Source organism: Arthrobacter halodurans (genome assembly GCF_041877255.1).
GTDB classification, from domain to species: Bacteria; Actinomycetota; Actinomycetes; order Actinomycetales; family Micrococcaceae; genus Arthrobacter_N; species Arthrobacter_N halodurans.
This window is the reverse complement of the sequence record NZ_JBHDLJ010000002.1, coordinates 241,099-266,589: the sequence shown is the minus strand read 5'-3', so window position 1 is coordinate 266,589 and position 25,491 is coordinate 241,099. Positions and strand designations below refer to the sequence as shown.

Below are 25,491 nucleotides of genomic sequence, written 5' to 3'. Positions count from 1 at the left end.
CTGGAGGGTCAGAGGTCGAGGACAAGCCGGTTGCAGCCGGCGGCTGCGCGGGAGACGCAGACCAGCATGATCTCGCCGGCGTCCCTGTCTTCCTGGGTGAGTGCGGCGTCGCGGTGTTCCGGCTCGCCGGCGATGATGCGCGTTTCGCAGGTTCCGCACAATCCGGCGCGGCAGCTGGAGAGCACCCGCGCTCCGACCTGTTCCACCGCCTCGAGGACCGTCTGGTTCGCTCCGACCGTGACGGTGCCTCCGGTGCGGGCCAGTTCCACCTCGAACGGTTGCGCGTTGGCGCCGGCGCCGAGGGAGTCCGCGACGAACCGCTCGGTGTGCAGGGAACCGGGGGGCCAGCCCATGCAGAGGTCCTCCACGGCGTTGAGCATGCCGCCCGGGCCGCAGGCGTAGACGAGCATGTGGGCGCGTGGCATGCCCAGGATCGACTGCAGGTCCATGCGGCCTTCGACGTCCTCGGCCACGATCCGGATGCGGTCCTCCCCGTACCGCGCGAGCAGCCGGTCGGCGAAGGCCATCGTCTCGCGGCTGCGCCCCCCGTAGTAGAGGACCCATTCGCGGCCTGCCGCCTCGGCGGCCTCGATCATGGGGATCATCGGGGTGACACCGATGCCTCCGGCGAGGAAGAGGTACTTCCGCGAATCGATCATCGGGAAGTTGTTGCGCGGAGCCGAGATCGCCAGCGGCGATCCCTGCGCCAGCTTCTCGTGCACGTGCTGCGAGCCGCCCCTGGAGTTGGGCACCCGCAGGACCCCGATGCGCAGGGTGGAAAGGTCGTTCGGCGTGGAGCAGAGCGAGTACTGCCGGATCAGCCCCTCCTCCAGGTGCACGTCGATGTGCGCTCCGGGATCCCAGGCGGGGAAGGGCTGGCCGTCGGCGCGGCGCAGCACCAGCGAGGCGACGCCGTCGGCAACGCCTTCGACGGCCTCTATGGTGGTGTCCATCGTGGCCGGAGCCATCACTGGGGCAGTGGTGGTCATGCTGTACCGCTCCTAGGTATCGGGTGGGTGCCAGCCCCGAAAGGGTGAGGCAGTGCTCACCATGCTAGGTGTCCCGTACCACAGCGCTTCCCGTGTTTTCCAGCCAATGGAAAAACGGCCGCGCACGACTTGGATAGGTGCGGCGGGCCGCGGGAGAGGGCGCTACTGCACCCGTCTGGGAAGCGCCGGGCAGTGCGCGTCGCTCACTGCGGACGGGTCAGTAGTCGCTGCTGGAGGCCAAGCGCCGGGCGATGCTGCGGGCGGCGATGCGGAGCACCGGCACCACCGTCCCGACCGACGGCGGCTCGCCCTGCGCGACGACGCCCAGCGCCGCGGTGCAGGTCCCGTTGGTCGTCAGCACGGGTACGGCCACGGCGTAGTTGTCCAGGCCGGCTTCCTCGCTGGTGGTGGCGAATCCCTGGGCGCGGACCCGTTCGATCTCGGTCTTGAGCACGGCGGGGTCCGTGATGGTGTGTTCGGTCTGCGGCTCCAGGCGGCGTGTGGGAAGGGCCCGGACGTCCTCCGGGCCGTAGGCCATGAACACCTTGCCGGCGGCACTGGCGTGCAGCGGCATTCGCGCGCCCACGCGGCGGAACGGCAGGCCGGCCCGGGTTCCGGAAATCCGTTCCAGCAGCAGGACCTCCCCCCCGTCGATGATGAAGAGGTTGACCACGTTCTGGGTCACGAACAGCACGTCCTGCATGTAGGGCGCCGCCAGTTCGGCAATGTTCTGCCGGGCCGGGGCCAAGAGGCCGAGCCGCCAGATGCGGTGCCCCACGACGTAGGCGGCCCCCGCGCGCTCCAGCGCGCCCCAGGCGACCAGTTCGGCCGCGAGGCGGTGTGCGGTGGCCACCGGCAGTCCCGAGCGCCGGGCCATGTCACTGAGCGAGAGCCGGCTGTGTTCGGTCCCGAACGCGCCCAGCAGAGAGAGGGCCTTGGCCGTCACGGTGCTCTGCGGTTCCGCGGCCGGGCCGTCGGTGGACTTCGGCCGGCGCGGGGTGGGGTTGGCCAACGCACCTCCTCGTGCAGCGTCCGGCGTCGGGGCGGCCGCCGTCGGCCGGACCCGGCAAGGGTCCGGCCGGGCGGACCGCCTACTTCAGGATCGAGGCCTCGACGTCCACGTCGGTGGTCAGGAAGCCGTTGTCCTTCATCTTAGCCGCCATGTCCTTCATGCCTTCGAGGTTGAAGTCCGTCTCGTAGGCGGGAAGGTTGACGGTTTCGGCCGTGGCCTCGGGCATGCCGCCGTGCTCGACGAGCGCCTTCCGCAGCACCGCCTGGTCCTTGGAGATGAGCTCGTTCGCCTTGGCGATCGCCTCCCGGAAGCCGGCCAGCGCCTCGGGGTTCTCCGCGGCGAAGTTCTGTGACGCGAAGTAGAGCGTGTGGGTGGTTCCGGCCGGGTACACGCCCGTGTAGAGCGGCGAAATGCTCGTGCCGCCGGCCTCGAGGCTCTGGGACATGAACGGCTCCACCGGCAGGATGGCGTCCACGCGCTTCTGTTCCAGGGCGGTCAGCATGTCGGTGAACGGCATGGCCACGAACCTCACGGCGTCGGGGTTGCCGCCGTCGGCGGCGATGCGCGCCACGGCGGCGACGTGTGGCAGGGAGCTGAGGGCGTTGACGGCAACGGTCTTGCCTTCCAGCCCGCTGGGCGAGGTGATGCCGCTGTCGGAGCCCACCACGAACGCGCCGGTGTCCTCACCCTCGACGGACGACGTGTTGCCCGCGTTGGCCACGGCGGTGACCGGGATCTTCTTCTCGACGGCGGTGAGGAAGGGTGGTGTGGCCGCCGTTCCGATGCTCAGCTGCCCGTTGAGCACGGACGGCACGATCGACGCCGCGTTGGACATGGATTCGACACTGACGTTCAAGCCGGCCTCGTCGAAGAAGCCCTGGTCCTCGGCCACGTAGACCGGAAAGAATTCGGCGACCGGGATCAGGCCCACTTTGATCTCTACCCCGCCGGCCCCGCCGGCGCCTGCCGTCGGCTGGTTGGCGGGGGCGGCTCCGCCGCAGGCGGTCAGGGTCAGGGACAGGGCGGCTGATGCCGCCGCGATGGCGAGCGTGGTCTGGGTGATGCGCATGGGTTGTTCCTCTCGGGGACGGGCTGTTTACGCGTCGGCGCGGTTGCGGACGGCGTTGGACTTGGCTGCCTGGATTTGTTCGAAGACGAAGGCGCGCAACTCCCCGAAGCGCGGCTCGCGCTTCGTGTCCACCTGGTGGCGGGGACTGGGCAGGTCCACGGGGATGTTGTGGCTGACCGAGGTGGGTGCGCCCGACAGGACGATCACCCGGTCGGCCAGGTAGACGGCCTCATCGATGTCGTGCGTGACGAAGAGGACCGTGGTGTTGTACTTGGCGCGGATTTCCAGGACCAGGTCCTCCAGGTCGATGCGCGTCTGGGCGTCGACCGCGGCGAAGGGTTCGTCCATCAGTAGCACGTCGGGCTGGTAGGCCAGCCCCCGCGCGATAGCGGCGCGTTGTTGCATGCCGCCGGACATCTGCCAGGGGTATAGGTGGCCCTTCCCGGCGAGGCCCACGCTCTCCAGGGCCTCCTCGATCCGCGCTTCGCGTTCGGCTTTGGCGAACTTGTTCTTCAGGGGCAGGGCGACGTTGCGGCGAATGGTCATCCACGGCAGCAGGCTGCGGCTGTAGTCCTGGAATACCACGGCGAGCTTGGCCGGCGGTTCGGTGACCTCCTCGCCCTCGAAGACGGTGCGTCCCGCGGTGGGCCGGAGAAGGCCGGCGATGCACTTGAGCAGCGTGGTCTTCCCGGAGCCGGACGGGCCGACCACGCAGACGAACTCGCCGCGGCGGACCTCGAAGTTGACCCCGTCCAGGATGGGGACGGCGGCGCTGCCCTTCCCGTAGGACTTGCGCAGGTCATGCAGTTCGACGACGGCCTCCTGCTCCGGGTGCGGTGTGGCGATGGTGGCTGGGCTGGTGGTGTGTTCCATGTTCATGCTCCTTGTGCGGCGCGGCGCATGCCGTGCTGCCAGTTCAGGACCCGCTTCTCGACGGCGAGGAAGACGAGTGTGGACAGGTAGCCGATGAGCCCTAGGACGAGCGTGCCCGCCCAGGTCTCGGCCACTGCGAAGGTCTGTTGCGAATTGAGGACGTAGTAGCCGACGCCGCTGACTGCGGCGACCATCTCGCTGACGACGATGAGGATGATCGACAGCTGCAGCGTGGTGCGCAGCCCGGCGAAGATTTGCGGTGCGGCGTTGGGCAGCACCACCGAAAAGAGGCGCTGGGCGAAGGTGAGCCGGTAGCTGCGGGCCATGTCCACGACCTGGCCGTCCAGGCTGCGGACGCCGTCCGCGGTGTTCAGGACGGTGGGCCAGATGGCTCCCAGGACAATGATGGCCACGTTCATGGTTCCGGTGATGCCGAAGAACAGCAGCCCGATCGGTAGCAGGACCGGCGGCGGAAGCGAGCGAAGGAACTGGACGATTGGTTCGGCCGCCTCGCGCGCCGCCGGGGAGAGGCCCAGCCAGGTGCCGATGGCGATGCCGCCGATTGCCGAGAGCAGGAACCCCAAGGCGAACTTGCCCAGCGAGGGCAACAGGTCGGTGGTCACCCGGCTGCCCAGCCAGTCGTTGGTCAGGGTTTCCACGATGGTGGCCAGCGGCGGGAAGTAGATGTTCTGGCTGCCGGCGGAGCTGAACCACCAGAGGGCAACGAGCAGGACGGGAAGCCACAGCCGCAGGGCGGCGGTGCCCAGGACCGGGAGGGTGCGGTTCATCAGTCCGATTCCTTTCGCTGGGAGGGGTGCCAGAACAGCAGCGGTCGTTCCGCGGCCGCGAAGGCGAAGTTGATGAGCAGGCCGAGCATGCCGGTGGTTAGGATCAGGGCGTACATGGCGGGGAGGTTCCCGGCTGACTGGGCGACCATGATGTCCCGGCCCAAGCCGGCCGCGCCGCCGATTAGTTCGGTGACCACCGAAACGACCACGGCGATGGATGCGGAAACGCGCAGCCCGGTGGCGGCGAACGGCAGCAGGCTCGGGATGACCACCCGGCTGGTGGTCAGCCACGCCTTCAGCCGGTAGCTGCGCGCCATGTCCAGGGCAACGTGGTCCACCTGGTTGATGCCGTACACCATCTGGGTGAGGAACGGCCAAAGGGCGCCGAAGGCGATGAGCGTGAGCTTCATGGTCTCGGACGGGCCCCAAAGCAGCAGGCCCAACGGAATCATGGCCACCGGCGGGATGGGCTTCAGGAACTCGACCACCAGCCACGTCGATTCTCGGACGAATCGCGAGAGCCCGATGGCCAGGGCCGCCGGCACGGCGATGAGGACCACGATCCCCAGCCCGCCAAGCGCGCTGGCCAGCGTGTGGCCCACGGAGGCCCAGAAGGCCGGCGCCGCGGCCAGAGTGGGCCACGCCATGAGCACGTCGCTGGCCGGGGGCAGGGATGCGGCGGGCAGCAGCCCGGAACGCGACGCTGCCTCCCATCCCAGCAGGACGACGGCGACGCTGGCGATTCCGCGCCAGCGCAACCTGCGGGTGGGGCTTGGCCGCCCGGGGCGCGGCCGGCGGGCGGACGATCCCGGCCCCCCGGAAGTGCCGGTCTTGGCCGGCCTTCGGGTGCCAAGATCGGCAACAGTGGATGTCACGGCGGTCCTTACGGTGTGAACGGGATGGAACGCTGGCGTTCCGGGCGGGCTGTACGACCAGTGTGATTTGAGACTCACCTATATGTCTATTACCGATTGGAAGGGGTAGGTATACATTGCATATATGGATCTTCGTCAGCTCGAGTACTTCCTGCGCGTGGCCACGGAGGGTTCCATCTCCCGGGCCGCCGATTCCCTGCACATGACGCAGCCTCCCCTCTCGGTTTCCATCGCCAAATTGGAGTCGGAACTGGGCAGGCCACTGCTGGCGCGCGAGTCGCGCGGGGTGCGGCTGACCGAAGCGGGATCGCACTTCGCCGAGCAGGCCGAGCGCATTCTCGCGGATCTCTACCAGCTGCGCGAGGACATGCAAAACAACCGGGTCGGCACGGCGGGCCGGCTGTCCATCGCCTCGGTCCCCACGATCACATGGTTCCTGCTGCCGCGCCTGCTGCGCAGCTTCGTCGAGACATCCCCGGCCACGGACATCACTGTCGCCGACCCGCCACCGGCCAAGGTGATCGAGATGGTGCTGTCCTCCGAGGCCGATGTCGGCCTCATCGCCACGGTCAGCTGCGACCAGCTGCAGGAGTCCTACCGCTCCTCGCTGAATGTCCTGCACGCCGGCGACCTGCGGATGCTGGTGGCCCTCCCGCCGTCGTTCGCGGACGCTCCGGACCGGCTCAGCCTCGCCGACCTGCACGGCCAAACGTGGATCATGCCGCGCAGGTCGCTGCGCATCCGCGGGCTGCCGGAGCTCTTCGACACCCTTTGGGACCGGCTCGGCCTCACTCCCCCGCTTACACGAAGGGTGGCGACGCTGCAAACGGCGATCCCGCTGGTGGCCTCCGGCCTGGGCGTCTCGTTGGTCCCCGAGTCGGTGCGGGGCATGGGGACGACGCCGGTCGTCCTGCGGGAGCTCATCGACGACGTGCCTCCCCTGCAGGCGGCTGCCATCTGGTCCTCCGAGCGCCCTCCCAGCCGGGCCATAGAGCTGCTGTTGGACATAGTGCGCGACGGCGGAATCGCCGCACGCACCTGACCGGGGTAGTTCCGGCGACGACGCTGCATCCTTTCCATTGGACGGAAGCCCATGACTCGGGCAGCTTCCGGTGCGGCAAGCTCTGGATGCAGACCACAGACCACCTGAAGGAGCGCACTGTGCCGCAGCCAGCTGCCACCGCCGGCTACGGGCTCCCGGCACGGCCCCCTGCCGTGGGTACGACGCGTGCTGGAGGGGAAGTCGGGTGGATCGTCGTCGTGCTTGCTGGCATCGCCGCCGCCACGCATATCTGGAAGTTGCCCAATGCTCTCGCCGCGATCCAAGCGGACCTGGGGATATCGCTTTTCGTCGCCGGAGTATTGGTCGGCACCATCCAGCTCGCCAGCCTGCTTGGGGGCCTGCTGGTCGCGTGGTCCGGCGAGCTGTTCGGCTTGCGCCGCCTCATGGTCCTCGGCCTGTTCCTGCTGGCGGGCGGCTCGTTGCTGGGTGCGACGGCGTCCGGCGTGGCACTGCTGATCGTCTCGCGGTCCATCGAGGGCGTCGGTTTCCTGCTTTGCACCGTGCTGGCACCGTCCTTGATCCAACGCAGTTGCGCCCCGGAACGGACAAACATCGCCATGGCGAGTTGGGGCGCCTTCCAGGGGACGGCGGCCCTTATTGGCTTCGCCAGCGCCGCCCTGGCTCTGCAGTCCGTCGATTGGAGGGTTTGGTGGATCGTCATGGCGGCTGTCGCACTGGCACCTGTGGTGCCGGTGCTGCGTTGGGTTCCACCCGACCCGCGGATAGGCGTGACCGGCGGGAACGTGCGGGAAGCGGGACGGCGGATGCGCGCCACATTGCAGCGGTCGGCCCCATGGACCGCCGGCGCGGTCTTCGCTTGCTACACGGTTCAGTGGATGGCCATCATGGGGTTCCTCCCCACGATCTACGCCACCGCCGGGCTCGGCGGCCCCTGGCCGGGTCTGCTGTCCGCTGCCGTCGGCGGCGTCAACGCGCTGGGCGCGCTGGCATCCGGGGTGCTCATGCAGCGCGGGCACCATGCCCGGGCCCTGTTGCTGGTGACGTTCTCGGCGATGGCGGCCGCCTCGGTGGCGATCTTCGCGGTGCCATGGCCCGTGGGCGCTGTTGGCATCGCGGGCCAATTCGGCTTCGCCGTTGTTTTCTCCCTGATCGGGGGCATGGCCCCGGCGATCCTGACCCGGGTGGCCGTCGGTCTCGCCCCACCCGAGGGATCGGTGCCGGGAGTCATCGGCCTGATGCAGCAAATCTTCAACGTCGGCAATTTCGCCGGTCCGCCCCTGATGGCCTGGATTGCCACCGCCACGGGCGGCTGGCAATCCACCTGGTGGATGACGTGCGGGTTCGGCGCGCTGGGGTGCCTGCTCACCTGGCGGCTGACGCGGGTCAGACCGGCTTGACGCCGACACTCGGATCCAGGGACCCGCGCCGTGGAAGCACCCGATGGTAGCCAAAGGTGAATTTCGCGAAGGGAAAGCCATGACTAATCCCCTCGAGGGAAAGGGGTAAGCGTATGCGAGCCTTTTGCGCATCGGCGTGCCTCACGCTGACATACGCGTAAGTCCTGCCGGTTGTGGGAGACCGCCCACCCCCGGATACCCAAGTGGACAACGTTGTCCGCTCGCTTCCGAGCCCTGCCGGCGATCGCGCAGCGTTCGCGGCGGCCGGGAAGCTGTGCCTATGGACATGGTCCCCTTCACCAGTTTTTGCGACCGAGGCCCAAAAGGTCGATAACGGCGCATACGTCGCCGCCAACGCGTCTCCCCGGCCACCGGTCGTCTCATCAGAGGATCCGTGAGCGAGACGCCTGGAAGCCGGGGCCCTTTCTACCGGTGGGACGTGTCGTTCTCCTGATCCGCGTCCATCCCAAGGTCCTGGAATTCCTGCGGGTCCAGCTCGCTGGGCCTGATCACGGGCTTCTGCGGCCGGTCGTCGAAGACGAGTCGGGTGACGTCCGCACGGGCATAGTGCCCGGCGGGATCGACAGTGTTCTTGGCGAGGTCGATCTCCGCGAGGTCAATGTCGGCGTAAACGATTCCTTCGGTGGTCGGGTCGAGGGGTTCGGTGATGAGTCCGGAGTGCGGCCCGTAAACCCGGGCGTACCCTCCGCCGCCGGTGTAGACGGGGGTCGGGCCACCGTCTGCCGTGGGGAACTTGCGTGCCCCGTCGTCGGACATGATCTGCGTGGCGGCGACGACGAAGGCGCTCCCTTCGAGGGCGTACGTCTGGGTGCAGGCCATGAGCGTTTCGGGGCTGAGGGCGGGAACGTTGCCCAGGATCCCCAGGCAGGGCCAGCCGGCGACATGGATCTGCTCGTTCTGCGCATACATGGCGTACTTCGTCAGCGGCTGGATGTGTTCGAAGCAGTTCAGCGCCCCAATGCGCCCCAGCGGCGTGTCGATGACCTTGATGCCACTCCCGTCGCTTTCCCCGAACAGGGTCCGCTCGGCGTGGGTCGGCTTGAGCTTGCGGCGGTGCAGGAGGATCTCACCGTCGGGTCCGATGACGGCCTGGGAGATGTAAAGGGATCCCGCGTCCTTCTCACTGAAGCCCAGAACAACGGTGATGGAGTGGCGGCGCGCCGCTTCGCGGATGCGGCGCAGGTGGTCTCCATCGAGCGTGGGTGAATTGGCGTGGTACCGGGCCACGAACTCCATCTGCTCATAGACCGGGTAGGACCACAGGAACACGGGGTACCCGGGGATCCATGTCTCGGGGAACGCAACCAGGCCCGCTCCCCCGCTCGCGGCCTCGGCGATGAGATCTATGGTCTTGTTGGTCGTTCCGTCGATGTCCAGCCAGACTGGCTCGGCCTGGACGGCCGCAACTCGTACCTTATCGCCCACGACTTCTCCTTAAAGGGTTTGGATGTACCCTCAATTTATGGCGTGATCCACGTCATGTCGTTGGCAATTCCCGCAGACTCGACTGCATTTCCTGCACGGTCACGCGTCTTCTGCGGGAAAAGCCCTGGTACGGAATGCGGGGTGCGGGATGGTTGACCTCGACGTCACCGACATCCTGGACTGGCAGGACGCCACCAGCACGGCTTTCGTTCCCCTGCGCTGCACCACCCTCACCCCCGGATTCACCGCGCACCTGGAATCGGTGCCGCTCTGCGCCGGCGTCTCGCTGGCCCACATCACGTCCGGCCCCCTGCGCGTGGAACGCACCGTGCAGCAGGCCCGTCAAAGCGACGACGACGACCTGCTGGTGTCGCTGCAACTGAAGTCGACCGGCGACGTCCACCAGCACGGGCGGACCGCAAGACTCGTCCCCGGAACCGCCGCGCTCTACGAGACGAACCGCCCCTACCTGCTGGACCAGCCCCAACCCGGCCAAGATCTCATCGTCCTCCGCGTCCCCCGCAACCGCCTCGGGCTGAAGGATGCGATCGTGACGGACCTGTGCGGGCGGACCATGGACGGTTCCGTCCCCGGAATGGCCGCGTTCACCGGCTACGTCTTCGGGGTTGTCGCCGGCCGGTCACAATTGTCCGGACAGGCGCGGCAGGCACTGGGCCAGATCAGCACCGACCTTCTCGCCCTGGCCCTGCGCTCCTTTGCGGAACTCCGCGGAACCGGCTGGGACAACGACCAGACGCTCCTTGAAGCCGCCAAGGCATACATCCGCAGCAACCTGGGCGATCCGAACCTCGGCGTCGAAGGCGTGGCCCGGGCAACGAACGTCTCCGCCCGAAAGATCCACTCGCTCTTCGCCTCAACGGGCCAAACGCCGGCCGCCTACGCGCGGCGGCTCCGCATGGAACGCGCGGCGTCCCTACTTGCCGACCGATCCCAGACGCAGCAAACCGTCCAGTCCGTCGCCAGCGCCTGCGGTTTCCGCGACACCTCCACCTTCACCAGGGCGTTCAGGCGGGCCCACCAGTGCTCCCCCACCGAATGGCTGCTCATGGAGACGCCCACCGACGGTCAATCTCGGGAAGGCCACGGGCGCGAGTAGCCGACCGAGGCAGGACCCGTGGCACCCGTTCAGGGGGTCGGGATGCACCTCCTGGGTTGGCAATAGGCGGACGCGAATAACCCTCGAGGCGGGAGGCGGCTTTGGTGTTTCGGGTTTCGAGTCACGATGCGGGGTCATTCGTCGGGGGCTGTACCCGACCAAACATCCTGATGGTGGCCACGGTGAACGCCGATAAAGGCGCATATGCAAGCGTCGCAGAAAAACCCCACCCGCGTTCGGGTGAGGGCTTTTCTGGCGCCGATCATATGCGGACGCTAGTTCAGCGGGCGGTGATGAGACGGATGGAACTGTCGAATGCCGCGAAGCTGGGGATGCCACGCAGCCATGAACGGCTTCGACTGGTCGAACTGGCCGGCAGCACCTATGAACGCGATGTGCCGGCCTACGCCAAATGGGTGACTCTCAGGTTCTCCAGCGTTGCTGTGCCTCCGTGCGCGTACATCGAAAACCCAGTGCTTGCCTTCTCCGGAAAGATCAGGTCGGTGAGCACCAGCTCGCCTTGTTGGGCGAAAATCTCGACGGAGCAGTGGTCGACGTAGATCTTCAGGGCGTACCGGCCGTTTTCGGTGTTGACGGGGGCGGTGTCCACGGAAGGGAAACCGGCGTGGAAGCCGGTATCACCGGAAGCGGTCCGGTCGAGAATGAGGCGGCCCTTGGTGGGGTTGATGCCGATTCGGGTTCCTTCTTTGTCGCTTCCGCGAACGATGAGGCCGAATTCTTCGGCCGTCCCCGCCGTGAACTCGGCCTCGATGAGCTGAACAGTTCCCGCGGCGGCAGGCATTTGGCGTGTTTCACTCGTCAGATGGATGGGACCAACCTGAACTGCCGGTGCCTCGTCGCCGCTTACGGCTCCGTCCACGACGGTCTGAAGTAGTGTGTGCCGGCCGCCCGTGGTGGCCAGGGAGAGTTCCCGGGGCAGGGACATCGGGCTTCGCCAAGGTGACGTGGGGATCTGGTTGGCGTAGTCCCAGTTGTTCATCCAACCGATCATGATCCGTCTGCCGTTGGGGGCGTCGCTGAAGGAGACGGCGGCGTAGTAGTCCCGGCCCCAGTCCAGCCATTGGTATTCGTTGAGGCGGTCGGATTCCTGCCTACCGTTGGTGATGGTGGAATCGGATGTGAAGGTGACGCCGTCGAAGCCTCCCGTGAAGTACTGCCCGGCCGAACCTCCGTTCGGACCGCCCGGGTTCAGATTCACGGTCAACACCCATTTGAGCTCTTCCGGGTTGCCGTCCACCGGCAGGGCAAACAGGTCAGGACATTCCCAGATGCCACCGGTGGCGTTGGCGGGGCCGAAATCACTTAGGTGTTCCCAGATTTTCAGGTCCTCGGACTTGTAGAGGACCACTTTGTAGTCTTTGGCTTCAACGGCGGCCATCACCCAGTAGGAGCCGGCTGGGCCGTCGTAGCGGAAAACCTTGGGGTCGCGAAAGTCCGCCGAGTTGCGGCTGAGCACGGGATTGGCCGCGTATTTCTTCCAGGTGAAACCGCCGTCCAGGCTGTAGGCCAGTGACTGCGCCTGGGTGCCCCGCAGCGGGGAGGCTTCCTTGAAGGCGCTGGTGTAGACGGCCACCAGCGGTGGCGCCGCGTCGGTGCCGAAACCGCTGCTGTTCTGGCTATCGAACACGATGCTGCCGGAGAAGACGTCCTCCTGCGCGTCGCAGGCAATCGCGAGAGGCTGTTCGGTCCAGTCGGCGAGGTCGTCCGACGTCGCGTGGCCCCAGGACATGTTTCCCCAGATGTTTCCGAAGGGATTGTTTTGATAGTAGAGGTGGTAAACGCCCCCATGATGGATCAGTCCGTTGGGATCGTTGAGCCACGTGTCGCGGGCCGTGTAGTGCAGGGCGGGCCGGAATGCTTCCGTGTGCATGGTGGTCGTGGCTGTCATGGGAGGCGTACTCGTTTCAGGTTCGGGATGGGGTAAGCGAAGGGGCTCGATCGTTCGGTCCGCGGTGCGCAGGCCGGAAGGGGGGATGGTCAACTAACCAGGCGGGCCCGCACTTCCGCCAAGGAGGGGAGATCCGCTCCCGGGCGCCCCACGGTGATGGCGGCCGCCATCGACGCCATGAGGGCCATCGATTCGAGAACGGAAGGGGCCAGGCTCTCGCCCTCTCTGCTCAGGAGCCCCAGGATGAGGGCGGCCATGTAGGCATCCCCGGCACCGATGGTGTCCGCGACAACGGATTCCACGGCCGGGACGCTGATGTCCGTGTCGGCGGTCAGCAAAAAGGAACCGTTGGAGCCACGGGTGATTACGACCAGATCCGCGCCGAGTCCGCGTATGTGGCGGGCCGCCTCCTCCAACGACATGCGCGGATACAACCACGCGGCGTCCTCGTCGCTGAGCTTCACGACGTCCGTAAGCGGAATGAGATCCTCGAAGATGTCTCTGGCCTCGTAGTGGCTCCCCAGCAGTTCGGGACGGATGTTCGGATCGTAGGTTACGGTGCTGACGCCCGCGCAGCGCCGCAGGACGGACTTCACGCCCGCGGCTCCCGGGGCGAGGAAACTGGCGATCGACCCGGCGTGCAGGACCCTGGGCGGGCGCGTCGGGGCGAACGTGGCCAGCTGCCAGACGAGGTCGAAGGAATAGGTTGCGGAACCGTCGTCGGCCACTATGGCCGTGGCCGTGGAGGTGGCGCCGGCGCAGTGTGAGCCTGGAAGTATGTGGACGCCCGCGCCGGTGAGGTGGGTGCTGATGGCAAGTCCCCGGTCGTCCCCGCCGATGGAGGTCAGGAACCCCGCCTCAACACCCAGACGGGCAAGTCCGTAAGCGACATTGGCGGGCGAGCCACCCGGGTGCTCGGTGATCCCGGCCCCTGTGTGGACCACGTCGATGAGTGCTTCGCCAACAACGATCACATCAGGCATGCCGGGGAGTGCGGTAGTCGGATTCATCATGGGATTCCTTCTCGAGTTCTCGGCGGCGCCAATGGAACCGCTTGGCGTCGATTCCGCGGCTAAGGCGATCGGGGTCGGGTTCGTGATGGGAACGTCAGGCGGTGGATTCCGGCACCTTCAGCGCCCAATGGGATGGGCTCAGGGTGACTCGTTCGCCGGCGCCCCGGCCGGCGTTCCGTCCCGTGGCTTCCCTCTTTGGCGGGCGGATGCCCTGTGCCCTGTAGGCGTCGGGTACGGCGGAAAGCAACAACCGCGTGTACGGGTGATGGGGCGCGGCCATCAACTCGATGCTCTCGCCGCCCTCGACCAGGTCCCCGGCGCACATCACCATGGTCGTGTCCGCGATGTAGCGTGCGGATGCGAGGTCGTGCGTGATGTAGAGCATGGACACCCCCCGTTCATCGCGGAGCTTGCGCATCAGATTGAGGATCCCGATGCGCACGGAGACATCAAGCATCGAGGTGGGCTCGTCGGCCAGGATGATTTCCGGCTCCACGGCCAGAGCCCTGGCGATGGCCACGCGCTGCCGCTGTCCGCCGGACAACTGGTGGGGGTACCGGTCCAGCATCTGCTCCCCTAGACCGACGGTGGCCATCAGCTCACGCAGTTTGAGTTTGAGGGCCCGCGGGCTGTCGTCTTCTCCGTGGAGTTGCAGGGGGCGCGTCAGGAAGTGCTCGATTCGGTGCGCCGGGTTGAGGGACCCGAAGGGATCCTGAAAGACCATTTGGACCTTGCTTCGGTACGTCATTGACGCTCGGCGCCGTTCGGTGGCGAAGATGTCTTGTCCGTCAATGATGAGTTGCCCGCCGGTGGGTTGCTCGAGGCGGGCGAGGATGCGTGCGATGGTGCTTTTTCCGCTACCCGATTCCCCGACAAGCGCCACGATCTCGCCCCGGTTGATGTCAAAGGAAACGTCGTTCACCGCACGCACGGTCGAACGAAAGGGAAAGCTCCCCAGGTGGTAGTCCTTGCTCAGGTTGCGTACCCGCACGAGGGGCGCGGTCGTCGTTTCGGGACTGGGCGGGGTGGTCTGCAGGGTTCTCATCGGCTTGACCTTTCGCTGGGGACGGCCTGTTCGGACACCAGCAGGCACGCCGCATCGTGGCGTGCTGCTACCTGGAGGAGTGGCGGCTCGGTGCTGCGGCACGCATCGACGGCGAGGGGGCACCGGGGATGGAAGCGGCACCCGGTGGGCGGGTGGGCCATATTCGGCGGCGCGTCCGGGATGCCCGTCAACTCCACCCTCGGACCGCTCAGCGGGGGGAATGCTCCCATGAGGGCGTTGGTGTAGGGATGAAGGGGGTTGCCCAACATGTCCTTGGAGGGAGCGACCTCGACCAGCCTTCCCGCGTACATCACCGCCATGCGGTGGGAGAGCTCGACCATTAGCGAGATGTCGTGCGTAATGAACAGGATCGAGAACCCCAGCTCCTGCTGAAGTTCCTTGATCTGGTGCATGATCTCCTGCTGAACGACCACGTCCAGGGCCGTGGTGGGTTCGTCCATGATGAGGAGTGAGGGTTTGAGCGCCAGCGCGATCGCGATGACCGCTCGTTGGCGCATTCCGCCGGAGAGCTGGTGCGGGTAGGACTTGAGGCGGTCGGGACTGATGTCGACAAGTTTCAGCAGTTCCGCGGCTCGTTCCCGGGCCGCCTTCTTGGGCATCCGTTCATGCGTGGTGAAGACATCGACGATTTGGTCGCCGATCGTCATGACGGGGTTCAGGGAGTTCATCGCGCTCTGGAAGACCATGGCCACGTCGCGCCAGCGGGTGCGCCGCAACTCTTCGTCGCCCAGGGCCAGGAGATTCCTTCCGTTGAGCTCGATGGATCCGCCGGTGATCTCCGCCGGGGACTGCAGGAGACGCATGACCGCGTTCGCGATGGTGGACTTTCCGCAACCTGATTCACCGGCGAGGCCGAACACCTCTCCGGCACCGATGTCGAAGCTGACGCCGTCCACGGCGGTGACGTTTCCGCTTTCCGCCGTGTAGTGGACCCGAAGGTCCTTCACGCTCAGCACGGGGGCGGCGGCACGGCCGGTGTCTTCCCGGTCCCGTTCAATCAGGGTTTCCACGGGTCAGCCTCTCTTTTCCGCGCGCAGGCGCGGGTTGGTGATTTCATCAACGGCGTAGTTGATCATGGCCAGGGCGAATGCGACGACGGCGATGGCAACGCCCGAGGGCAGGAGCACCCACCACTCGCCGGTCATCAGGGCACCGTCGTTGTTGGCCCAATAGAGGTTGGTTCCCCAGCTGACGGATCCCGTGTCGCCGAGCCCCAGGAACTCCAGGCCCGCTTGGGCGCCGATGCCGTAGATGACACAGCCGAGCAGGGTGCTCATGACGATGGAGGCCATGTTCGGCAGAATCTCCCGGAACATGATGCGCCACGCCCTCTCGCCCGTCACCACGGAGGCGGCGACGAAGTCCTTGCTGCGCAGGGACAGGGCCTGGGAGCGGAGCACGCGGGCGCTGCCGGCCCAGCCGGTGATGACCAACACGACGACGACGGTGGCGGGGCCCGGCGGGAGGAACGCGGCGAGAACCACCAAGAGCGGAAGCCCGGGGATGAGCAGGAAGATGTTGGTCAGGAGCGAGAGCACTTCGTCCATGGCCTTGCCGAAGTACGCGGACGCGATGCCGACGAGGCAGCCGATGAACGTCGCCGCCAGGCCGACAATGAATCCGACCGTCAGGGAGCTCCGCGATCCCCACAGGGTGAGGGCGAGCACGTCCTGTCCTTTGGAGGTGGTTCCGAGCAGGTGGCTGGCGGAGGGGGCCATGGATGCTTCGGGGCCGAAGTCGGAGGGGTTTCCCGGTGCCAGCACGGGTGCCAGCAGTGCCAGGAGCGCGAAGACGGCCAGGACGGCCAGCCCGAAGAGGGCCTTCTTGTGCGTGAGGATGCCGTGGACGAAGCCTCCGTGGGCCAGGCGCCCGGAGACCGGAGGCTCCGGTACCTGAACGGTCGGGTTGCCCGCCGTCGTGCTCGCGGTGGGTGTTGGATCTGTGAGTGACATGGGGAACCCGTTCCTAGCTGACCCGGACCCGGGGGTCCAGCCGTACGTAGATGATGTCGACCAGGAAGTTGGCCGCCAGCACGGCGGCGGTGATGGTCAGGAAGATGCCTTGGGTCAGCGGGTAGTCCAGCGCCTGGACGGAGGTCAGGAGCTGGTAGCCGATGCCCGGGTACGCGAACACGGTCTCGGTCAGGAGAGCGCCGCCGACGACGAAACCAAGTGACATGCCGAACGATGTCACCGAGGGGAGCATCGCGTTGCGGGCCGCGTACTGGAACATGATCCGTGAGGGACGCAGCCCTTTGGCCCTGGCCATCGTGATGTAGTCCTCGGCGGTGGTGGCGATCATCGTGTTGCGCATCCCCAGCATCCAGCCGCCGATGGAGACCAGCACGATGGTCGAGGCCGGGAGGATGAGGTGGGCGATGACGTCGCCGGTGTACTCGAGGGAGAACGAGGGGCTGAGCCCGGTGGAGAAGGCATGGCTCAGAGGTAGCCAACCCAGAGTGATCCCGAAGAGGTAGAGGGCGGCCATGGCCAGCCAAAAGTAGGGGAAGGATCCGATGAAGATCAGCAGCGGCGGGAAAACCGAGTCCAGGAACCTGCCGCGCCGCCATGCCGCCAGGATGCCGAGGAGATTGCCCAGGACGACGGCGATGATCAGGGACGTGCCGCCGAGTAGGAGGGTCCATCCGATTTGCGACGCGATCACCTCCGACACGGGGGCGGGAAACCGGGACAGCGAAATGCCCATGTCCCCCCGGAGGATGTTGCCGATGTAGGCGAGGTATTGCTCCCACATCGGCCTGTCGTCCAGCCCGAAAAGCCGGCGGAGCGCATCCACCTGGTCCGGACGCATCTGGGTCTGGACTTGGGAAAACATTCTGCTGACGGGGTCTCCGGGCATCAGCCTCGGGAGGAAGAAGTTCAGGGTGATGCAGGCCCAGAATGCGAGGATGTAGAACCCTAGGCGGCGAAGGAGGAATACCATGATTCCGTTTCTTTCTTGATGATGGTTGCGCGTCCCGGGAGCGGTCCGGGCGCGTGGCGTCGGGGCGGGTGCCGCGTGTGTGCAGCGGCCTGGGTGTCGGTTCGGGGCCGGCGGCCCCGAACCGACACCTGATGCCTACTGGGCCGGCGCGAGCGAGGTCAGCACCAGCACCGTAGTGGTGGAGCGCGCCGACAGGGTTGCGTACGGGTTGTCGCTGCTGGGCCAGCCCGTGAATCGCTCATCGGTGTATGCGCCCCACACCGGGCCGGAGAACAGCGGGATCACCGGGGCGACTTCATCGAAGCGTTCCTGGAGGTCGCCGACGAGGGCTTTCTGTCCTGCCGGGTCCGCCGTTGCCACCAGCTTCTCGAGCGTCGCGGTGGCTTCCGGATCGCCGAACCGGTGGTAGTTTTCGTTGGCCGTCTTACCGACGGGCTTGACCACCTCCTCGGACATGACGCCCCGGTAGAACTCGACGGGTGTTGCACCGGCGTTGCTCCAGACGATGCCGCTGTCGAAGGATCCGTCCGTGTAGCCGGAGACGACCTGGGACCAGTCCGGGGAGTTGACCTCGACCTTCACGCCGAGTTCTTCCATGTTCTTCGAAATGATCTGGGCGACGGAGAGCCAGTCCGAGGATGCGGAGCCGACGGAGAACTTGAACTGGAACGGCTTGCCGTCCTTGAGCGTGCGCAGACCGTCCGCTCCCTTGGTGTAGCCGGCCTCGTCGAGCATCTGGTTGGCCTTGTCCACGTCCAGCTTCGTCCACTCGCACTTGTCGACGATGCTCTGGTCGCGCCAGCTGCTGTAGGCGTCACTGAGGCCGGTGCAGTCGGCCGGCTGTGTGTAGCCGGACATGCCCAGGGTGGCGACCTGATCGCGGTCCACGGCCATGCTGAGCGCCTTGCGCACCACGGGATCGTTGAACGGGGCCTTGGTGGTGTTCAACTGCCAGTTGATCGTGCCGCCGGTGGTGGGATACCAGAAGTGGCGGTGTTCCGGATCCTTATCGACGAAGGTCTTCTGGACGTTGGGGATGAACTGGTCGCTCCAGTCCACGTCGCCGTTCTGCAGGGCGAGATTGGCCCCGGAGTTGCCGGCGAAAGCCAGCATCCTGATACCGGCGAGCTGCTGCTTCTCCGGCTGCCAGTACGTGGGGTTTTTGAGCAGTTCGAAGGACTGGGTCTGGAAACGGGAGACCTGCGTGTACGGGCCGGTGCCGACCGGGGTGTCGTTGGTGGCCTTCGCCGGGTCCGCGATCTTGGACCAGACGTGCTTGGGGGCGATGACCTGCTGGCCGACTTCGAAGAGGCCGGGGGCGTACGGCTTGTCGAAATCGAATCGGACGGTGCCCGCGTCGACGGCGGAGACCTTGTCCAGATAGTCGAAGCCGCCCAAGATCTCCTTCTGGAGCTTGAAGGTGTACACAACGTCATCGGCGGTCAGGGGCTTCCCGTCGGACCATTTGACCCCCTCGCGGAGCGTGAACGTCACTCCCCTGGCGTCGTCGTCCGCTACCCACGACGCGCCGAGCCACGGTACGGGCTCGCCCTTGACGGGGTTCACGATCAGCAGGGGCTCGAAGACCGACTGCTGCGTCATCGGCAGCGCGTTCGGGGAAAACGGGTTGAAGTTGCTGGTGAACGTTGCGGTGTCTTCGCGGGGGATTGTCAGGAGTTCGTTGGAGGTCTCCGCGCCGTTTGCCGCGCCTCCGGACGTGCTGGAGGCACTGCAGCCGGTGAGGGCCAGCGCGCCAATCGCCAGGGTGGCTGCAACAACCGTCAGTGGCCTTTTGGGGTTTTTGGGCATGATGGAGCTCATTTCGTCTATGAGAGGGAGATGGGTTAGCGGACGGTGGACGTCAGGACGCCCGGACGGGCAGGCGCACGGAGGTGCGCTCGACCAGGGGGCATTCAACGATGTGTTGGAGCGGAGCCATACTGCGGTTCGCCGCCAGTTGGGCCAGCAGCGCGACGCCCGCTGCTCCCATTTGCCGGAACGGCAACGCAACGGTAGTCAGGCTGGGCCGCAGGTAGTTGGCGATGATTTCCTGGTTGTCGAAGCCAACCACGGAGACATCGTCCCCGATGCGGAGCCCACGTTCCTTGATGGCGTCGTAGGCGCCCATGGCCATGCGGTCAGTGGCGCAGAAGATCGCGGTCGGCGGCTCGGCGGCGTCGAGGAGGGAGACCGCAGCGCGGTAGCCCTGGTCCGCCTCGCCGTCCTCGTTGATGACCAGCCGCTCGTCCAGGACAAGTCCTGCCTGTTCGAGCGCCCGGACGTAGCCGGCACGGCGGCCGATCGCGGCCGGAATGGCCGGGTCCAGATTGATCAGCCCGATCCGGTCGTGTCCGGCCTCGATGAGCCTCGCGGTGGCGGCGTAGCCACCCTGAGTCTCGTCCGGAATGACGGAATGGAACCTGGCCGACTCGTCAAAGCAGTGGACCAGGACCGTTGGCACCTCGGTCGCGATGGCAGGCAGCCGCACTTCCCGATGCCAGTTCGTTGCGTAGACCAGGCCTTCGACACGGTGTTCTAGCATCGTCTCGATGGCCTGCCGATCGGTGTCACTGCTGCCGTCGGTGCTGGCGATCAGTAGTGTCTTGCCCTCCCGCGCAGCCTGTTCCTCGGCGCCACGGACAATGTCGGCGGCGTATGGCGCCGTCACGATTTCCGTGATGAGCCCATAGAGCTTGGTCTGCTGGGACGCCAAGGCACGCGCTCCGGCGTTGGGTCGGTAGCCCAACTCCGTCACGGCCTGGTGGACACGGGCGCGGGTTTCTTGTGGAATCCCGTTGCCCGTCCCCCCGTTGAGGACAAACGAAACGGTCGTGCGAGACACTCCCACGTGATTCGCGACATCCTGCATCGTCACTTTGTCCTGCCGAGGGTTCGCCGTCATTGACCGTCCGATGTCTACGAAGAGAAGAGTTGAATGGAGGAAACATCTACTGATGCGCGTTACTAACGCGCGTTAGTGGATGTGACATAAAACATATCTGCCGCCGAGGCGGCGTGTCAAGCAACCAGTGGGAGAGTGCTCGCGGTGGCTACCCGCTGCCGCGGACTGCGCGTTAGGTCGTGTCTCTCGTTAGCCTCCCGATCGTTTTGCTCGATAGGGTCGGCGCATGACGGTGAAGATCCAGGACGGCGCGACATACACGGTCGCAAAGCGCCCCCCGCCGCAGCGCTGGACAGTCGGCCCACTACTGGCTCGGCGACAGCGGCCAGGAGCTCGAATTCACCGGTGAAGAGGCCGCTGAACTTCACCAGGGCGTTTCTCGATGCCGCGAATGAACCAGCGCAGCGGCGCGGCACGGGCCGGCGTGGTCATCGCGGGCGGTTTCGTCGGGACGCATCGCGATCCCGCGCCACGGCTGAGAGGTCCCGAAACCTCCACACGGCGTGATCGGGCCTCTCCTCTTCGCCTCGACGGGGCCACCATCCCCACCGGAAGATCCCCGGCGTCTCCGGAGCGGGCTCGGGTACCGCTCCACCATCTCGCGGCCACCGAAGGACAGCACGGTCCGGACCGGCCGGTGGCACGCCCAAGCAGCCCAAGGGCAACAAAGCCGATACCGGCGCATACGACGGCTTACGCCACCGCACCCAGGAAGGCACTATCCGACCCAGGCGATCCAATTGTCCAGACGGTGTCGACTCGGCGTCGAGCCCGGTGGGCAGGGCCTCGAGCCCTTCGGCCCGGACGTAGTCCAGAAAAACCCGTTCTACGGCGGCCGAACCCTCCGCACCGGCCGTCTCCGTCTCCGAGCCGTCGCTGGGCGCGACGGTGCGAAGGTCCTGAACGCGCTGAACGGCTTTTTCACGTGCTATGCCTACTCCTCCAAGTCTGCGTCTCCGACGCTAGTGAGCGCATGTTACGCATCGGTAGTCGGCCCGTTCCTCTCACCAGCCTGTGCCTTCCCTGTGATCCTAGGGACCGGCAGTCGGGGACCACAGCAAAGGCACAGGTCGATGCTAAGGAGGGACTAAGGGGCGGGCGGAGTATCGCCCCATGACTATCACAGCCTTGAGGGCTCAGGCCGGTGTCTGGGGACGCCCGGCCTCACTGGTCCACCGACCCCGTTCCGTTGATTTCCATGAGTGTCACGGCCCTGGCGGCGTGGGGGCCGTCCGGCCCCCCTTTTGCTCCGGGGCCGGCACGCGGCGATTACGCCGCCAAGTTTCCGCGCTGTTTGCCGCGTTCAAGGGTGCGGCATGAGCCCGCTGGACGAGGGCGCGGGGCAGGAGGCGCAAATTGCCGACTGCCCGGGTCTGGCCGGCGCCGGGTTCGTCTTGAGAATGGCCGGAGCGGATCATTCGGCCCGCTGGCGCCCGGGCATGCGGTTGGAGACTCTTTTCGAGCGGCGCTGCGACGAGCTTCGCGCCGCGGGCCTCAGCGAGCGCCGGGCCGTGGACGGGTACCGGAGCCTGACCTATGACCAGCTGGACCAACGATCGAACCGACTCGCCCGCCACCTGATCGGCCGGGGCGTGAATCCCGGAGACCGGGTGGCGCTCCTGTTCGACGATCACGTCCACGCCTACGCGGCGATCCTCGGAACCCTGAAGGCCGGTGCCGCGTTCGTCCCGTTGGATCCGGTGTTCCCCGAGGACCGTATCGCCTACATCCTCGAGGACGCCGGGGTTAACCTCGTACTCACGCTGTCGCACTTGCGCGCACGGCTCCCGGACACCGGCGTGCGCGTAGTCTGCCTCGACGAGGACGACCGGTCCATCGCCGCCGCGGATCGGACGCGCCCAGGGTTGCGGGAGACGGCGGATGACGCGCTGGCGTACATCATCTACACCTCCGGGTCCACGGGCAGACCCAAGGGCATTGCCGTGAACCACTCGAGCACCTGCAACTTCGTGCTCGTCGCGGCGGAAAACTACGGATACCGCCCCGGGGACCGCGTCTACCAGGGCATGACGATCGCCTTCGACTTCTCCGTCGAGGAGCTGTGGGTGCCATGGATGGTCGGGGCGACCCTCATCCCGAAACCGGCCGGTCCGGCCCTGCTGGGCGCAGACCTGTGCCGGTTCCTGATCGAACACGGTGTCACGGCGATGTGCTGTGTTCCGACCCTGCTCGCCACGTTGGACGAGGACCTGCCGAACCTGCGGTTCCTCCTGGTCTCCGGAGAGGCCTGCCCGAAGGACCTCGTCGTGCGCTGGCACAAACCCGGACGTAGGTTCCTGAACGTCTACGGACCCACCGAGCGGACAACCCCTTCCTCAGCCACGTCGGTTTCGGGACGATGGTCTCCGACGCCCTAGTGATGATGAACCAGGACTACACGAATACGTCCTTCCGCTCCTCCCACGTCCATATCACCGCGCACAACTACCTCGGCAACGACATCTCCGTACCCGCCGGCAGCCGCGCCGGCGAAAACTGCCTGCTGGGCACGAAGGTCGGGATCCCCATCGACGGACCCGTCCGGACTGGCGTGGGACTGCTCGGTTCCCCGGCCTTCGAGATCCCCCGGACCGTGGAGCGCGACCGCCAGTTCGACGGCCTGGACCCCGCGGACGCGTCGGGCCTGCCGAGCGGGCGGAGCCGGTGCGGTGACCCCGGCAGCCAAACCCGCGGTTGGGCATCCGCGGCGCGGAACCGATAACGGCGCATATGGATGGTTGAAGTGACTCTATTGCTGAATCTGCGGAATGGAACCCGGTATTGCGCACTTTCCAGCTTTCGCCGTCTTGACGCTCAATACCGTGCCGCTGCGGGGATCCGGGCCCACGCCACGGCCCACCTAACCGTCGGTCTGGTGGACGTTGGACACGCGGCGTTTCGCGACAGCCGCGACGCAGGCACAACCGAACAACCCCGCGCCCACCCACCGGAAGCCCAACACACGCCCCGAGGTGGAATACTGCGGCCATGACCGACCAGACAACCACACTGTCCCCCATCGACTATTCGGCCGCGCAGCGTATGTGGAACGAGTACGCCGCGGCCCGCCCGGAGGCCGCGGCGCTGTGCACGGAACACACCGTCGAACGCTTCGGCGACTCGGACGCCCTGGCCGACGCACTGCTCCTCGAGGTGCTCCACGGGACCAAAAGGGCCACCTCGGAGCTCGCCGACGAGTTCACGGCCCGCGGGGACCCGCTACCCCGCATCGGGTCCCACTGGGTCGCGTGCGACGGCTCCGGCCGCCCGCGGGCCGTGCTGCGCACCACCGAACTGCGCCTGGCCGCGTTCGACGCCGTCGACGCGGCCTTCGCGCGCGACGAGGGCGAAGACGACCTGTCGCTGGAAAGCTGGCGCCGCGAACACCGCAAGTACTGGATCCGCGGTTGCGCGGCCCGCGGCCGCGCCTGGTCCGAGACGGACCCGATCGTCCTGGAGCGGTTCGCCGTCGTCTGGCCCCCGGAGATCGCCGACTGACACCACCGGGAACCCCGTTCCACCCGGAACACCGGCCCACGAAAACCCCTCCTCTGCCCGGATCGCGAGAGTCGGCGGTGCGGGACCGGCTCCGACCGCCGGTCATCTGCACGGCGCCTGCAACAACGCGGCATGCGCGTGGACGGCGCCGTCCGGAAGCGGCCGCGGACGCCGTCGCCGAAGTGACCTCGTGGCGGTGCTTCTGACGACGCCTGCCGACCGGAGCCGGTTCGGCCGCAGCCACACAGGCAAGGCACCCGCGAACACGTTTTTGAGGCCGCGTTGATGGACCCGGCAGCGGCGGGGATACTAAACCGATGACCACCCGCCTCCTCACCTGGTCCGGCGTCGACGACGCCTCGCGCACCGACCACGCCTTCGTCGAGCTCTCCGGCACCTCCCTGCGTGCCGTCGGTGGAACCCAAACCAACCGGTTCAGCTCGAGCTGGGAACTCGACGTCGCCCCGGGATGGGTGACCCGGGCCCTGCGCGTGACAACCCGGGGGTTCGGCTGGTCGCGCACCCTCGAACTGACGCGGTCCAAAGCCGGCCGCTGGTCCGCCGACACCGCAACCCGGGGCGACAGCGCTCTCCCGGCACCTGGCCTGGACGATCCGGAGAGCCTGGACGGTGCGCTCGACTGCGACCTCGGGCTGTGCCCCGTCACGAACACGATGCCGATCCGCCGCCTGGAACTGCTGCGACGCGCCGCCGGCGACACCCCCCTGGTCATGGCGTGGGTAGAGATGCCCTCGCTGCGGATCCTGCGCAGCGAGCAGGTGTACGCCTCCGCCGCCGCACTCGAGGGCCGCGCCCGGGTGCTTTACAAGAGCGCCGGCGGGGACTTCAGCGCCCACCTCACCATCGACGACGAGGGACTCGTGATCGACTACCCCGGACTCGCCCGCCGCACCTAGAACCGGACGCCTCCACCCGCCGGCCCCCGGCCGGCCGGGTTGGCCGCGCGGCGCGCGGCCGCGGCCTACCCGGTCCGCAGGTTCGCGTCGAGGAAGGCGTCGATGACCTGCCCCGCCCGCCGTTCGGTCATGCGTTCGGGCTCGAGGGCGCGCGCGATGGCCAGACCGTCCAGCTGCGCGAGCAGTTGCGCCGCGAGGAGGGGATCCGCCCCCGGGTCGACGCGCGCCACGAGCACCGCGAGCCCGTCCTCGAGCCGCGCCCACGCCTCCCGGTGCGCGCGGGCCAGCCCCGGATCGGTGCACGCCATCGCGGTGAACGCGAGCCACACCACGGTGGCCCGGCGGGCACCGGCCCCCACGCCACCCAGCAGCAGCGCCGCGGACCTCAGGTTCCCCACGGCATCCCGGGTGGGGTCGATGGCGGCCAAGAGCCTGGCCGTGAACTCCTCCGCGACCCGGTCCATGGCCGCCTGGAGCAGGCCCTCCCGCGTGGGGAAGAGATGCTGGACCGCGCCCGCGGACAGGCCCGCGGCCGCGGCCACGCCTCGGATGCTCAGACCGTGGGCGCCCTGATCCACGATGGTCTCGAGAACCGCGTCGAGGATCCGGTCCCGCGTTGAACGTCCCATGAAACCTCACGTCAGCTCGTCAAT

Annotated in this window: 23 protein-coding genes; 7 read left to right on the top strand and 16 right to left on the bottom strand. The window is 67.0% G+C overall.

The window, feature by feature from the left end:
• Positions 1 to 8: 8 nt before the first annotated feature.
• From ACETWP_RS03590 to ACETWP_RS03565, 6 genes are all read right to left on the bottom strand, one after another.
• The gene (locus ACETWP_RS03590) at positions 9 to 989 is read right to left on the bottom strand and encodes a PDR/VanB family oxidoreductase (protein WP_373970826.1); all 981 of its coding nucleotides are present in this window, start codon (positions 987 to 989) and stop codon (positions 9 to 11) included.
• A gap of 217 nt (positions 990 to 1,206) precedes the next feature.
• Entirely contained in the window at positions 1,207 to 2,001 is a 795-nt protein-coding gene (locus ACETWP_RS03585; RefSeq protein ID WP_373970825.1) for an IclR family transcriptional regulator, read from the bottom strand.
• 79 nt (positions 2,002 to 2,080) lie between these two features.
• Positions 2,081 to 3,070 carry an ABC transporter substrate-binding protein gene (locus tag ACETWP_RS03580; RefSeq protein ID WP_373970824.1) on the bottom strand — a complete coding sequence of 330 codons (990 nt, stop codon included), beginning with the start codon at positions 3,068 to 3,070 and terminating at the stop codon, positions 2,081 to 2,083.
• A gap of 27 nt (positions 3,071 to 3,097) precedes the next feature.
• Positions 3,098 to 3,943 (bottom strand): ABC transporter ATP-binding protein, encoded by an 846-nt coding sequence (locus ACETWP_RS03575; protein WP_373970823.1) that lies wholly within the window; start codon positions 3,941 to 3,943, stop codon positions 3,098 to 3,100.
• 2 nt (positions 3,944 to 3,945) lie between these two features.
• Positions 3,946 to 4,731 (bottom strand): ABC transporter permease, encoded by a 786-nt coding sequence (locus ACETWP_RS03570; protein ID WP_373970822.1) that lies wholly within the window; start codon positions 4,729 to 4,731, stop codon positions 3,946 to 3,948.
• On the bottom strand, positions 4,731 to 5,489 hold the full coding sequence (locus ACETWP_RS03565) for an ABC transporter permease (RefSeq protein ID WP_373970821.1): 759 nt from the start codon (positions 5,487 to 5,489) through the stop codon (positions 4,731 to 4,733). Before ACETWP_RS03565 ends, ACETWP_RS03570 begins: the two co-directional genes overlap by 1 nt.
• A 241-nt stretch (positions 5,490 to 5,730) precedes the next feature.
• Here ACETWP_RS03565 and ACETWP_RS03560 point away from each other — a divergent pair, with 241 nt between their 5' ends.
• Positions 5,731 to 6,648: a LysR family transcriptional regulator gene (locus tag ACETWP_RS03560; protein WP_373970820.1), complete on the top strand. Its 918-nt coding sequence runs from the start codon at positions 5,731 to 5,733 to the stop codon at positions 6,646 to 6,648.
• Between the two features lie 86 nt (positions 6,649 to 6,734).
• Positions 6,735 to 8,027, top strand: a complete 1,293-nt coding sequence (locus ACETWP_RS03555; RefSeq protein ID WP_373970819.1) for an MFS transporter — start codon at positions 6,735 to 6,737, stop codon at positions 8,025 to 8,027.
• 426 nt (positions 8,028 to 8,453) lie between these two features.
• Here the strand turns inward: ACETWP_RS03555 and ACETWP_RS03550 are convergent, their stop codons facing one another.
• Positions 8,454 to 9,473: a carbon-nitrogen hydrolase family protein gene (locus ACETWP_RS03550; protein WP_373970818.1), complete on the bottom strand. Its 1,020-nt coding sequence runs from the start codon at positions 9,471 to 9,473 to the stop codon at positions 8,454 to 8,456.
• Positions 9,474 to 9,621: 148 nt separating this feature from the next.
• Between ACETWP_RS03550 and ACETWP_RS03545 the strand changes: the two genes are divergently transcribed.
• A complete protein-coding gene (locus ACETWP_RS03545) occupies positions 9,622 to 10,590 on the top strand; it encodes an AraC family transcriptional regulator (RefSeq protein WP_373970817.1) in 969 nt (322 codons plus the stop codon).
• A 403-nt stretch (positions 10,591 to 10,993) separates the two neighbouring features.
• On the opposite strand, the gene ACETWP_RS03540 is transcribed toward ACETWP_RS03545, so the two are convergent.
• The 8 genes from ACETWP_RS03540 to ACETWP_RS03505 form a co-directional block, all read right to left on the bottom strand.
• Complete coding sequence (locus ACETWP_RS03540; protein ID WP_373970816.1) at positions 10,994 to 12,499, bottom strand: glycoside hydrolase family 32 protein; 1,506 nt, start codon at positions 12,497 to 12,499, stop codon at positions 10,994 to 10,996.
• An 89-nt stretch (positions 12,500 to 12,588) separates the two neighbouring features.
• Complete coding sequence (locus ACETWP_RS03535) at positions 12,589 to 13,509, bottom strand: carbohydrate kinase family protein (RefSeq protein ID WP_373971016.1); 921 nt, start codon at positions 13,507 to 13,509, stop codon at positions 12,589 to 12,591.
• Between the two features lie 97 nt (positions 13,510 to 13,606).
• Positions 13,607 to 14,557, bottom strand: a complete 951-nt coding sequence (locus ACETWP_RS03530; protein WP_373970815.1) for an ATP-binding cassette domain-containing protein — start codon at positions 14,555 to 14,557, stop codon at positions 13,607 to 13,609.
• The gene (locus ACETWP_RS03525) at positions 14,554 to 15,588 is read right to left on the bottom strand and encodes an ABC transporter ATP-binding protein (protein ID WP_373970814.1); all 1,035 of its coding nucleotides are present in this window, start codon (positions 15,586 to 15,588) and stop codon (positions 14,554 to 14,556) included. Before ACETWP_RS03525 ends, ACETWP_RS03530 begins: the two co-directional genes overlap by 4 nt.
• Before the next feature lie 3 nt (positions 15,589 to 15,591).
• Entirely contained in the window at positions 15,592 to 16,530 is a 939-nt protein-coding gene (locus ACETWP_RS03520; RefSeq protein ID WP_373970813.1) for an ABC transporter permease, read from the bottom strand.
• A 13-nt stretch (positions 16,531 to 16,543) separates the two neighbouring features.
• On the bottom strand, positions 16,544 to 17,521 hold the full coding sequence (locus tag ACETWP_RS03515; protein WP_373970812.1) for an ABC transporter permease: 978 nt from the start codon (positions 17,519 to 17,521) through the stop codon (positions 16,544 to 16,546).
• 135 nt (positions 17,522 to 17,656) lie between these two features.
• Entirely contained in the window at positions 17,657 to 19,330 is a 1,674-nt protein-coding gene (locus tag ACETWP_RS03510) for an ABC transporter substrate-binding protein (RefSeq protein ID WP_373970811.1), read from the bottom strand.
• A 52-nt stretch (positions 19,331 to 19,382) separates the two neighbouring features.
• Positions 19,383 to 20,423, bottom strand: coding sequence for a LacI family DNA-binding transcriptional regulator (locus tag ACETWP_RS03505; protein WP_373970810.1), 1,041 nt, complete (start codon positions 20,421 to 20,423; stop codon positions 19,383 to 19,385).
• Between the two features lie 1,316 nt (positions 20,424 to 21,739).
• On the opposite strand from ACETWP_RS03505, the gene ACETWP_RS03500 reads away from it, so the two are divergent.
• The 4 genes from ACETWP_RS03500 to ACETWP_RS03485 all read left to right on the top strand — a co-directional run bounded on the left by ACETWP_RS03500 (position 21,740) and on the right by ACETWP_RS03485 (position 24,838).
• A complete protein-coding gene (locus ACETWP_RS03500) occupies positions 21,740 to 22,801 on the top strand; it encodes an AMP-binding protein (protein WP_373970809.1) in 1,062 nt (353 codons plus the stop codon).
• A 2-nt stretch (positions 22,802 to 22,803) separates the two neighbouring features.
• Positions 22,804 to 23,145, top strand: coding sequence for a hypothetical protein (locus ACETWP_RS03495; RefSeq protein WP_373970808.1), 342 nt, complete (start codon positions 22,804 to 22,806; stop codon positions 23,143 to 23,145).
• Between the two features lie 266 nt (positions 23,146 to 23,411).
• Positions 23,412 to 23,921 (top strand): ASCH domain-containing protein, encoded by a 510-nt coding sequence (locus ACETWP_RS03490; protein ID WP_373970807.1) that lies wholly within the window; start codon positions 23,412 to 23,414, stop codon positions 23,919 to 23,921.
• 317 nt (positions 23,922 to 24,238) lie between these two features.
• Positions 24,239 to 24,838, top strand: coding sequence for a putative glycolipid-binding domain-containing protein (locus ACETWP_RS03485; protein WP_373970806.1), 600 nt, complete (start codon positions 24,239 to 24,241; stop codon positions 24,836 to 24,838).
• 65 nt (positions 24,839 to 24,903) lie between these two features.
• Here ACETWP_RS03485 and ACETWP_RS03480 read toward each other — a convergent pair whose 3' ends face one another.
• Positions 24,904 to 25,467 (bottom strand): TetR/AcrR family transcriptional regulator, encoded by a 564-nt coding sequence (locus tag ACETWP_RS03480; protein ID WP_373970805.1) that lies wholly within the window; start codon positions 25,465 to 25,467, stop codon positions 24,904 to 24,906.
• Between the last annotated feature and the right edge of the window lie 24 nt (positions 25,468 to 25,491).

What these genes read in the sequence shown, in the direction of transcription:
- ACETWP_RS03505 (WP_373970810.1), bottom strand. Translation starts at nt 20,423, where the DNA reads ATGACGGCGAACCCTCGGCAGGACAAAGTGACGATGCAGGATGTCGCG.
- ACETWP_RS03560 (WP_373970820.1), top strand. Translation starts at nt 5,731, where the DNA reads ATGGATCTTCGTCAGCTCGAGTACTTCCTGCGCGTGGCCACGGAGGGT.
- ACETWP_RS03535 (WP_373971016.1), bottom strand. Translation starts at nt 13,509, where the DNA reads ATGAATCCGACTACCGCACTCCCCGGCATGCCTGATGTGATCGTTGTT.
- ACETWP_RS03555 (WP_373970819.1), top strand. Translation starts at nt 6,735, where the DNA reads ATGCAGACCACAGACCACCTGAAGGAGCGCACTGTGCCGCAGCCAGCT.
- ACETWP_RS03590 (WP_373970826.1), bottom strand. Translation starts at nt 989, where the DNA reads ATGACCACCACTGCCCCAGTGATGGCTCCGGCCACGATGGACACCACC.
- ACETWP_RS03485 (WP_373970806.1), top strand. Translation starts at nt 24,239, where the DNA reads ATGACCACCCGCCTCCTCACCTGGTCCGGCGTCGACGACGCCTCGCGC.
- ACETWP_RS03510 (WP_373970811.1), bottom strand. Translation starts at nt 19,330, where the DNA reads ATGCCCAAAAACCCCAAAAGGCCACTGACGGTTGTTGCAGCCACCCTG.
- ACETWP_RS03500 (WP_373970809.1), top strand. Translation starts at nt 21,740, where the DNA reads ATGAGCCCGCTGGACGAGGGCGCGGGGCAGGAGGCGCAAATTGCCGAC.
- ACETWP_RS03575 (WP_373970823.1), bottom strand. Translation starts at nt 3,943, where the DNA reads ATGGAACACACCACCAGCCCAGCCACCATCGCCACACCGCACCCGGAG.
- ACETWP_RS03540 (WP_373970816.1), bottom strand. Translation starts at nt 12,499, where the DNA reads ATGACAGCCACGACCACCATGCACACGGAAGCATTCCGGCCCGCCCTG.
- ACETWP_RS03580 (WP_373970824.1), bottom strand. Translation starts at nt 3,070, where the DNA reads ATGCGCATCACCCAGACCACGCTCGCCATCGCGGCGGCATCAGCCGCC.
- ACETWP_RS03530 (WP_373970815.1), bottom strand. Translation starts at nt 14,557, where the DNA reads ATGAGAACCCTGCAGACCACCCCGCCCAGTCCCGAAACGACGACCGCG.
- ACETWP_RS03490 (WP_373970807.1), top strand. Translation starts at nt 23,412, where the DNA reads ATGACCGACCAGACAACCACACTGTCCCCCATCGACTATTCGGCCGCG.
- ACETWP_RS03520 (WP_373970813.1), bottom strand. Translation starts at nt 16,530, where the DNA reads ATGTCACTCACAGATCCAACACCCACCGCGAGCACGACGGCGGGCAAC.
- ACETWP_RS03545 (WP_373970817.1), top strand. Translation starts at nt 9,622, where the DNA reads ATGGTTGACCTCGACGTCACCGACATCCTGGACTGGCAGGACGCCACC.
- ACETWP_RS03495 (WP_373970808.1), top strand. Translation starts at nt 22,804, where the DNA reads ATGATGAACCAGGACTACACGAATACGTCCTTCCGCTCCTCCCACGTC.
- ACETWP_RS03570 (WP_373970822.1), bottom strand. Translation starts at nt 4,731, where the DNA reads ATGAACCGCACCCTCCCGGTCCTGGGCACCGCCGCCCTGCGGCTGTGG.
- ACETWP_RS03480 (WP_373970805.1), bottom strand. Translation starts at nt 25,467, where the DNA reads ATGGGACGTTCAACGCGGGACCGGATCCTCGACGCGGTTCTCGAGACC.
- ACETWP_RS03515 (WP_373970812.1), bottom strand. Translation starts at nt 17,521, where the DNA reads ATGGTATTCCTCCTTCGCCGCCTAGGGTTCTACATCCTCGCATTCTGG.